Annotated in this window: 5 protein-coding genes; 4 read left to right on the top strand and 1 reads right to left on the bottom strand. The window is 62.7% G+C overall.

Going from position 1 to position 7,826, the window contains the following annotated elements; genetic code table 11:
* Window positions 1-954: LysR family transcriptional regulator (locus M0954_RS04770; RefSeq protein ID WP_297351901.1), on the top strand; the 954-nt coding region annotated here is incomplete at its 5' end.
* Window positions 955-1,061: 107 nt separating this feature from the next.
* Here M0954_RS04770 and M0954_RS04765 read toward each other — a convergent pair.
* Entirely contained in the window at window positions 1,062-2,042 is a 981-nt protein-coding gene (locus tag M0954_RS04765) for a hypothetical protein (RefSeq protein WP_297351899.1), read from the bottom strand.
* Between the two features lie 126 nt (window positions 2,043-2,168).
* On the opposite strand from M0954_RS04765, the gene M0954_RS04760 reads away from it, so the two are divergent.
* From M0954_RS04760 to tagF, 3 genes are all read left to right on the top strand, one after another.
* The gene (locus tag M0954_RS04760) at window positions 2,169-3,011 is read left to right on the top strand and encodes a M15 family metallopeptidase (RefSeq protein WP_297351897.1); all 843 of its coding nucleotides are present in this window, start codon (window positions 2,169-2,171) and stop codon (window positions 3,009-3,011) included.
* A gap of 230 nt (window positions 3,012-3,241) precedes the next feature.
* Window positions 3,242-7,186: a type VI secretion system membrane subunit TssM gene (tssM, locus tag M0954_RS04755; RefSeq protein WP_297351895.1), complete on the top strand. Its 3,945-nt coding sequence runs from the start codon at window positions 3,242-3,244 to the stop codon at window positions 7,184-7,186.
* On the top strand, window positions 7,183-7,826 hold a 644-nt coding region (gene tagF, locus M0954_RS04750), incomplete at its 3' end, for a type VI secretion system-associated protein TagF (RefSeq protein WP_297351893.1). The genes tssM and tagF, both read left to right, overlap by 4 nt.

Below are 7,826 nucleotides of genomic sequence, written 5' to 3'. Positions count from 1 at the left end.
GTGATTGACCGTATTCAGGCGATGCGCACTTTTATCCGTATCGTCGATACCAATAGTTTCACGCGTGCTGCGGAATCGCTCGATATGCCACGCGCCACGGCAACAACGCTGGTTCAGAATCTCGAAGCGCTGCTCGGCACCGCACTGCTGGTGCGGACTACGCGGCGGCTCAGCCTGACCCCCGAAGGCGCTGCGTACTACGAACGTTGCATGCAGATACTCGCCGACATCGACGAAATGGAAGCGAGCCTGCGTCATTCGACCGATCAACTAAGTGGCCGTCTGCGTGTCGAAATGCCAGGCGCGTTGGCCACTGCGCTGGTGTTGCCCGCGCTCGACGATTTTCACGAGCGCTATCCGAACATCGATCTCGCGATTGGCGTGAGCAATCGCCCAGTCGATCTGGTCGGCGAAGCGGTGGATTGCAGCATCCAGCTCGGCGAGTTGCCCGATTCCGGGTTGGCGGCGCGGCGCCTGGGGACGCTCGAACACGTGACCTGCGCGAGCCCCGACTACCTCGAGCGTTACGGCGTGCCCACCGATCTTGACGATCTCGCGCATCACGTCGCCGTCAACTGCATGGGCCATAACGGCCGCTCAGCGAACTTCGACTTCGAGGTTGGCGACAGCGCGCTGAACGTGAAGGTGGATGGGTTCGTTAAGGTCAACGACGAACAGGCCTACCTGGCCTGTGGCCTGCAAGGGCTCGGGCTGATCCAGCCGGCCCGCATCGCGGCGCAGCCGTACCTCGATTCAGGGCGGTTGCGCGAGGTCCTGCCGCAATGGAAGCCGGTGCCGATGTCGGTTTCAGTGGCTTATGTGAAGAGCCGGCGCGTCTCACCGCGTGTGCGGGCCTTCGTCGACTGGCTGGCTGTGCTGTTCGAGCAGGCTGAGCACGTTGATCAGGATCTGTCGCGGGTACGACAGCTGTTGCGCGGATTGCATCCGGCTTGAGGACCTGGGTGCATCACTGAAAAATGCACATGGCCCCAAGGCTCGCGTCGAGCCTTGGGGCCATGTCCTATCCATCAGGTTTTACAGCGAAGTTTCGCTGCGAGATCTTACTGCTGCGGCTTCGCCGGCGCCGTTCCAGGGCAGGCTGGATCCTTGCCCCAATGGCCGTCGCAGACGCGCCAGCGGCACAGTTGGTCTTCGAAGAAGCCGCGCGTGCCGCACTCTTTCACACGCTCCGCAAGCTGCGGGTCGCCGGTCGACGCGCTGACCTTGGTCGTCGCGCCATTCACGCCGGGTTTCGTGGCCGCCGGCTTGGTACGCGCAACAAGCGCCGCCAGCAGATCGGCATCCGGATCGTCCTTTGCTACCGCGGTGTTGTGGGCAGGATGCGGCTTGTCCTGCTTGTCTTTTTTCTCCTGCGCCACCGCAACCGCACTCGCGTGACGATTACTCGCCGCGTCGTGCTCGTGCTTCGTGTGCGCCGCTACCGTTTCGCGTTCGCGATGCGCGTGATTTGCCGCTGTCGCAACCGGCTTCGCACCCTTGGCGGCTTCAACAGGCGGGGCCGATGGTTCGCTCGCCTCCGCGCCATTCGCAAGCGCCCGTGACAGGCGGTTACTGTCGTCCACGCCGCTGACGGCTGAAGCTGCCGCATCTGCAGAAGGTTTGGAATCCTTGCTATCGCTGTCATCGGCGACGATGGTCGCCGCTTGCGAGGCCGAGGCCGACGCCGACTCCGCGGGCGCGGCCTTCGCGCTCACCTGAGCGCCACTGGCCGTGCTGGCGATGCTGGCGCCGGCAGGCGCTGCGGCCGTCTGGGTAGCCGCAGGCGCTGACGATGCAGCCACCTGGGGATGGTCGCCATGGCCACCCTGCTGCAGGTGCCACGCGCCCCAACCGCCTGCTGCGACGACGAGCAACGCCACCAGCACGGCAGGCGCTTTGGAGCGGCGCGGCTTGTCCGTGGGTGGTTCAACGCGGCCTTCGAGGTTCGCGAGAATCCGCGAACCATTGGCTTGCGAGCCTTTTGCCGTGTCGGCAAGCAGGCTAGGCGGGGCTTTGGAATTCGAGCTGTCCGGCGCACTCATTCACTGTCTCATTGAATCCTGGTTTATTTCGCCGTGATAATACCGTTTCGGCTCGACTTCGAGCAGGCCTGATTCTAAGAGCAAGCATTACAAAATACAATTGTTTCCAAATTTCCGGGGATTCCATTGATTGCCGTCGTTCTCGTCGCTTATTTCACCATCGCGGTGCTGATCGCAGCCATGCTGCTATTGCCGACAGTGCGATCTTCAATATTTAACATTGTGCGCAATTTACAAGGCCGATTTATGCGCAATGCATCTTATAGCGCAGCACGGGCGCGCGGCCAATTAACTCGCTCGGCAAAATTTTCGCAATCGACTGCGGTCGATATGCAAAACTTACTGGTGAAGCGACGCTTGCTGATTTTAACGACCGCAGGTATTCTTGCGACGCCGCCATTGGTCGCGATCGCACTGCGTGGTCGTCAATTATTTCAGTATGACGACACCGTACGCGTCCCCGACGAGAAAATTGCCGCGCTCCTTAACGGCGAGCAGCTCGTCCCGCCACCAGCATTGCCGCCAGAGGTTTTTGCAACACAGGAAGTGCAGCAGATTCGCCCAGCACTACAGGATGCCAGCCGCGACTGGAATTTGCTCGATGCCGACTTTAGAACCCGTTTATTGCTCGTCTACAAAATTATGCATGAGCAATACGGTTATGAAATGGCTTTACTGGAAGGCTATCGCAGCCCGGAGCGGCAAAACCGCCTGGCACAAATTGGGGGAAACGTTACCAATGCCGCCGCGTATCAGAGCTATCACCAATACGGGCTAGCCGCGGACAATGCATTTTTACGTGACGGCAAGCTTGTCATTTCAGAAAAAGATCCCTGGGCCATGCGAGGCTATCAGTTATACGGACAGACCGCCGAACAATGCGGTCTGGTATGGGGAGGCCGGTGGAAAATGATGGATCTGGGGCACGTCGAATATCACAAACCCGGCTTCGTACTCGGGCGGCATTAAGTGGCATCAGGCGGCAAATAATGGGGTTGGGCATGGGGCGTTCATTTATTCTTCTCGGCGAAAAGACCGATCCACGTGACACGGTGATTACCGTGTCCGGCAGGTCGCAAACCGGCGCCGCACCTCCCCTCATGCAGCACGCATCGCCACCACACTAGCCGACGCCCGCCAATGCGCGCCGCTGATCGTCCTACCGCACGCTACCCATAACATCCAGACCTGACCGGCCTATGCAACGCATCTTCAAAGTGCTGACCCACTCTCGCACGCTCTCGATCATCGGGTTGCTCGCACTCGCCGCCGTGCTGTTCATCGCCGCCGACACCTTCCAGATCGATCCGCTCTGGCCCGCCGTCGCGTTCGGCGCGGTGCTGGCCCTGTTGTTCGTGGTGTGGCTGTGGCGCCGGCTCGCGGCGCGGCGCGCCAACCGCAAGCTCGGCGACATGCTGGAGCAGCAGGCCGAGAAGCAGACCGAAGGCGGCCCGGCGACGACGCCAGCGCGCCAGGCCGAACTCGACGCGCTGCGCACGCGCCTCGTGGATGCAGTGAAAACCATCAAGACCTCGAAGATCGGCCAGGTTTCGGGCGGCGCCGCGCTCTATGAGTTGCCGTGGTACATCGTGATCGGCAATCCGGCGGCCGGCAAAAGCAGCGCCGTGCTGAACTCGGGCTTGCAGTTCCCGTTCGCCGACAAAAACAGCGCCGTCATCCACGGCATTGGCGGCACGCGGAACTGCGACTGGTTCTTCACGACCGAAGGCATTCTGCTCGATACGGCGGGCCGCTATTCGGTGCATGAGGAAGACCGCACGGAATGGCTGGGTTTCCTGGGCCTGCTGAAGCGCCATCGTCCGAAGGCGCCAATCAACGGCATCATCGTGACGGCAAGCATTGCCGAGCTGACCAGCAGCCGCCCGGAATTCGCCATCAATCTGGCAAAAAACCTGCGCCAGCGCGTGCAGGAACTGACCGAGAAACTCGAGGTGTTCGCACCGGTGTACGTGATGTTCACGAAGACCGACCTGATCACGGGCTTCACCGAATTCTTTAGCGGCAGCGAGCGCCACGAGTACGACCGCGTGTGGGGCGCAACGCTGCCCTACGAGCCCGACGAGAAGCGCGATGTCGTGGCCCAGTTCGACGAGCGCTTCGAAGAGCTGTACGACGGTCTCAAAGAGATCAGCGTCGCACAGATGTCGATTAGTCGCGGCAACAAACTCTCGCCGGGGCAACTGAGCTTCCCGCTCGAATTCTCCACGATCAAGCCCGCGTTGCGCTCGTTCCTCGCCACGCTGTTCGAAACCAACCCGTTCCAGTACAAGCCGATTTTTCGCGGCTTCTACTTCACGAGCGCGCTGCAGGAAGGCGAAACCAACAGCGCCGCGGCACAGCGTATCGCGACCCGCTTCGGGCTCGATTCAGGCAGCATCCCCAAGCCGACCAGCGCGTTTTCGAAGAACGGCTTCTTCCTGCGCGACCTGTTCTCCAAGGTCATTTTTGCCGACCGCCAAACGGTCAAGCAGTTTGCCAGCCCCGCCAAGACGCGTATGCGTTATGGGACGTTCTTTGCCTTCGTCGCCGTGCTCGCGCTGGCGCTGGGCGGGTGGACGTGGTCGACCGTCAACAACCAGCAACTCGCCTCAAATGTGCAGGCTGACCTCGACAACGTGGTGCGTCTGCAGCAGAACCGCAACGACCTGCAATCGCGCCTCGAGGCCATGGATATTCTCGAGGACCGCATCGATCAGCTCGAACAGTTCCGCCGCGACCGGCCGCTCGAAGTTTCGCTCGGCCTCTATCAGGGCGACCGTCTCGAGCAGCATCTGTTGACCGAGTACTACAACGGCGTGCGGCAGATCATGCTGAACCCGGTGGCGCAGAATCTCGAAGGCTTCCTGAAAGACGTCAACACGCATCCGGAGCAGCTCTCGCCGATGACGCGCACGCCGGACTCCGGTGCGGTGCCCGTGTCGTCGCACGCCTCCGCGATGGTGACGACGAGCCAGGGCGGTCTGTATAGCGACGCCTCCCCCACCAATGTGGAAGACGCCTACAACGCGCTCAAGACCTACCTGATGCTCGGCGACAAACGCCACGTCGAAACGGCCCACCTGACCGATCAGGTGGCGCGTTTCTGGCGCGGCTGGCTCGAAACCAACCGGGGCAACATGCCGCGCGACGAGATGATTCGCAGCGCCGAACGCATGATCACCTTCTACCTGTCACGCGTCTCGGACGACGACTGGCCGATGATCGACCAGAATCTTTCGCTCGTCGACCAGACCCGTGAGAACCTGCGCCGTGTGGTGCGCGGCATGCCGGCCCGCCAGCGCGTGTACGAAGAAATCAAGGCACGCGCCTCAACCCGCTTCGCGCCGATGACGATCGCCCGCATTGTCGGCGACAACAACACCGGCCTGATTGCCGGCAGCTATGCAATCCCCGGCACGTTCACGCGTGATGCATGGTTCCAGTACGTGCAGCCGGCGATTCGCGATGCCGCGACCAAGGAACTGCAGGCGAAGGACTGGGTGCTCAACACGTCGGCGCATGACGACCTGACGCTCGAAGGCAGCCCGGAGCAGATCCAGAAAGCGCTGGTGACGATGTACAAGACCGAGTACGCAATGCACTGGGAGAAGTTCATGCAGGGCATCGCGGTGCAGAACTTCGGCACCTTCAACCAGGCCGTGGATGCGATGAACCGACTGGGCGACCCGCAGGACTCGCCGATCCGCAAGGTGCTCGAAACCGCTTACGACCAGACTTCGTGGGACAACCCGTCGCTCTTTAGCACCGGCGTGAAAGGCGCGCAGACTGGCGTCACGAGCTGGTTCAAGCAGCTGTTTAACCGCGGGACGTCGTCGTCGGTGGGTCAGATCAACGCGAACATCGACATCAACGGTAACCCGGTCGAACTGCCGATGGGCCCGATTGGCCAGGAGTTCTCGGCACTCGGCCGGATCGTGGTCAAGCAGGACAACGGCTCGATGCTGCAGGGCTATATGGACACGCTGTCCAAGGTCCGCACACGCTTTAACGTGATCAAGAACCAGGGCGATCCGGGACCCGGCGCGCGTCAGCTGATGCAGCAGACGCTCGACGGCAACGGCTCGGAGTTGGCTGACTCGCTGAAGTATGTCGACGAGCAGATGCTGACGGGCCTGACCGATTCGCAACGCAGGTCGCTGCGTCCGCTGCTGGTGCGTCCGCTGATGCAGGCGTTCGCGGTGGTGATCCAGCCGGCTAGCGTCGAAGTGAACAAGGTGTGGAATGCGCAGGTGTATCAGCCGTTCCAGAGTTCGCTCGCGAACAAGTATCCGTTTGCAGGCGACGCCAAGGTGGAAGCCGGCGCCGATGAAATCGCCCAGATGTTCGGCCCGGACGGTTCGATCGCGAAGTTTGTCGGCACGACGCTTGGCCCGCTCGCCGTACGCCGCGGCGACACCCTCACCGCCCGCACATGGGGAGACATGGGTCTCGCGCTGACACCCGACTTCACGAGCGGCTTCGCGCGCTGGGTCGCCCCACTCTCCGGCGGCGCTGCGAGCGGCGCGGCTCAAGGCAGTGGCGCGTCCGGCCCGCAGACCGTGTTCCAGATCCTGCCGCAACCGAGCACCGGCACGACGGAATACACCTTGGCGATCGACGGCCAGCAACTGCGCTATCGCAACACGCCGCCGCAATGGACCAACTTCGTCTGGCCGAATCCGTCCGGCTCGCCGGGGGCGACGCTGTCCGCGACCACCTTCGACGGCCGCACGATCCAGTTCGTCAACGAGCCGGGACGCTACGGTCTCGAGAAGCTGATCAACTCGGCGCAGCGCAAGCGCCAGCCGGACGGCACCTTCGATCTGTCGTGGACGCAGGGCAACGTGACCGTGGCGGTGAGCATGCGCATCATCAGCACCTCGCAGCCGTCGACCGGCAGTGGCGACGCGCCCCAACAGCAAAGCCTGCGCGGCCTGCATCTGCCGTCGTCGGTGGCGGATGTGAGTGCGGCGGCGAATTCGGTCAACGCCACGCAGACCGGCGCCTCCGGAGCGGCCGGTCCGTCTGGCCTGCCAGCGGGCGGCAGTTCGCCCGCGCCGGCCTCGGCGAACGGCTCCGCCGCTCTGCAAGCGAATCCGAATGCCGCTGTGACTGCGAACTCGAATACAGGGGGTGCGCAATGACGCAAACCGTACAGGCGCAAATCGCCTACTTCGGCAAGATTCCGTCGCGCGGCGACTTCGTCAAGAGCGCGCATAACCCGCAGTTGCTGCAAACGCTGGACCGCTGGATTGCCGAAGCGATGGAGCTGCTCACCGACGATCCGCGCTGGAAGATCGTCTACGAAGGCGCCAAGCCGTTGCATTTCGCCTTCCTCGGCTCGCGCAGCAAGCTGGCGATCGCCGGACATATGATGGCGAGCCACGACCAGTCGTCGCGACGCTTTCCGTTTCTTGCCGCGACCGCGCTCGAAGTCGAAAAGCCGCTGACATTTCTCGCCCGCAGCCCGCTCGCGTTTGCGCGGCTGTGGTCGCGGGTGGCGGCGCAGATGCGGCCGCTGTTGAGCCCAAACGAGCCCGCGGGCGCGTTGCAGGCGCTGGGCGAAACGCAGGTGCCGATCGAAGTGGGCGGTGGCCCGGACAATCCGCACGATGGCACGTTCAACGATTTCGTCGAACACCAGACCCTCGCCGGCCTTGAACAGATGCTGCTGGCAAGCGGCCATCCGGTGCGGCTGCGCGGCGCGATGCTGGCGCTCGGCTCGCTGCTGCGGCCGGTGATGAACAGCGGCTCGTCGCATCTCGAACGCGGGCTGACGCTGCC

Source organism: Paraburkholderia sp., from assembly GCF_026225065.1.
Lineage (GTDB): Bacteria > Pseudomonadota > Gammaproteobacteria > Burkholderiales > Burkholderiaceae > Paraburkholderia.
This window is presented reverse-complemented; position numbering and strand designations above follow the sequence as displayed.

Coding starts and splice junctions, on each gene's coding strand:
- M0954_RS04765 (WP_297351899.1), bottom strand. CDS start 2,042: ATGAGTGCGCCGGACAGCTCGAATTCCAAAGCCCCGCCTAGCCTGCTT.
- tssM (WP_297351895.1), top strand. CDS start 3,242: ATGCAACGCATCTTCAAAGTGCTGACCCACTCTCGCACGCTCTCGATC.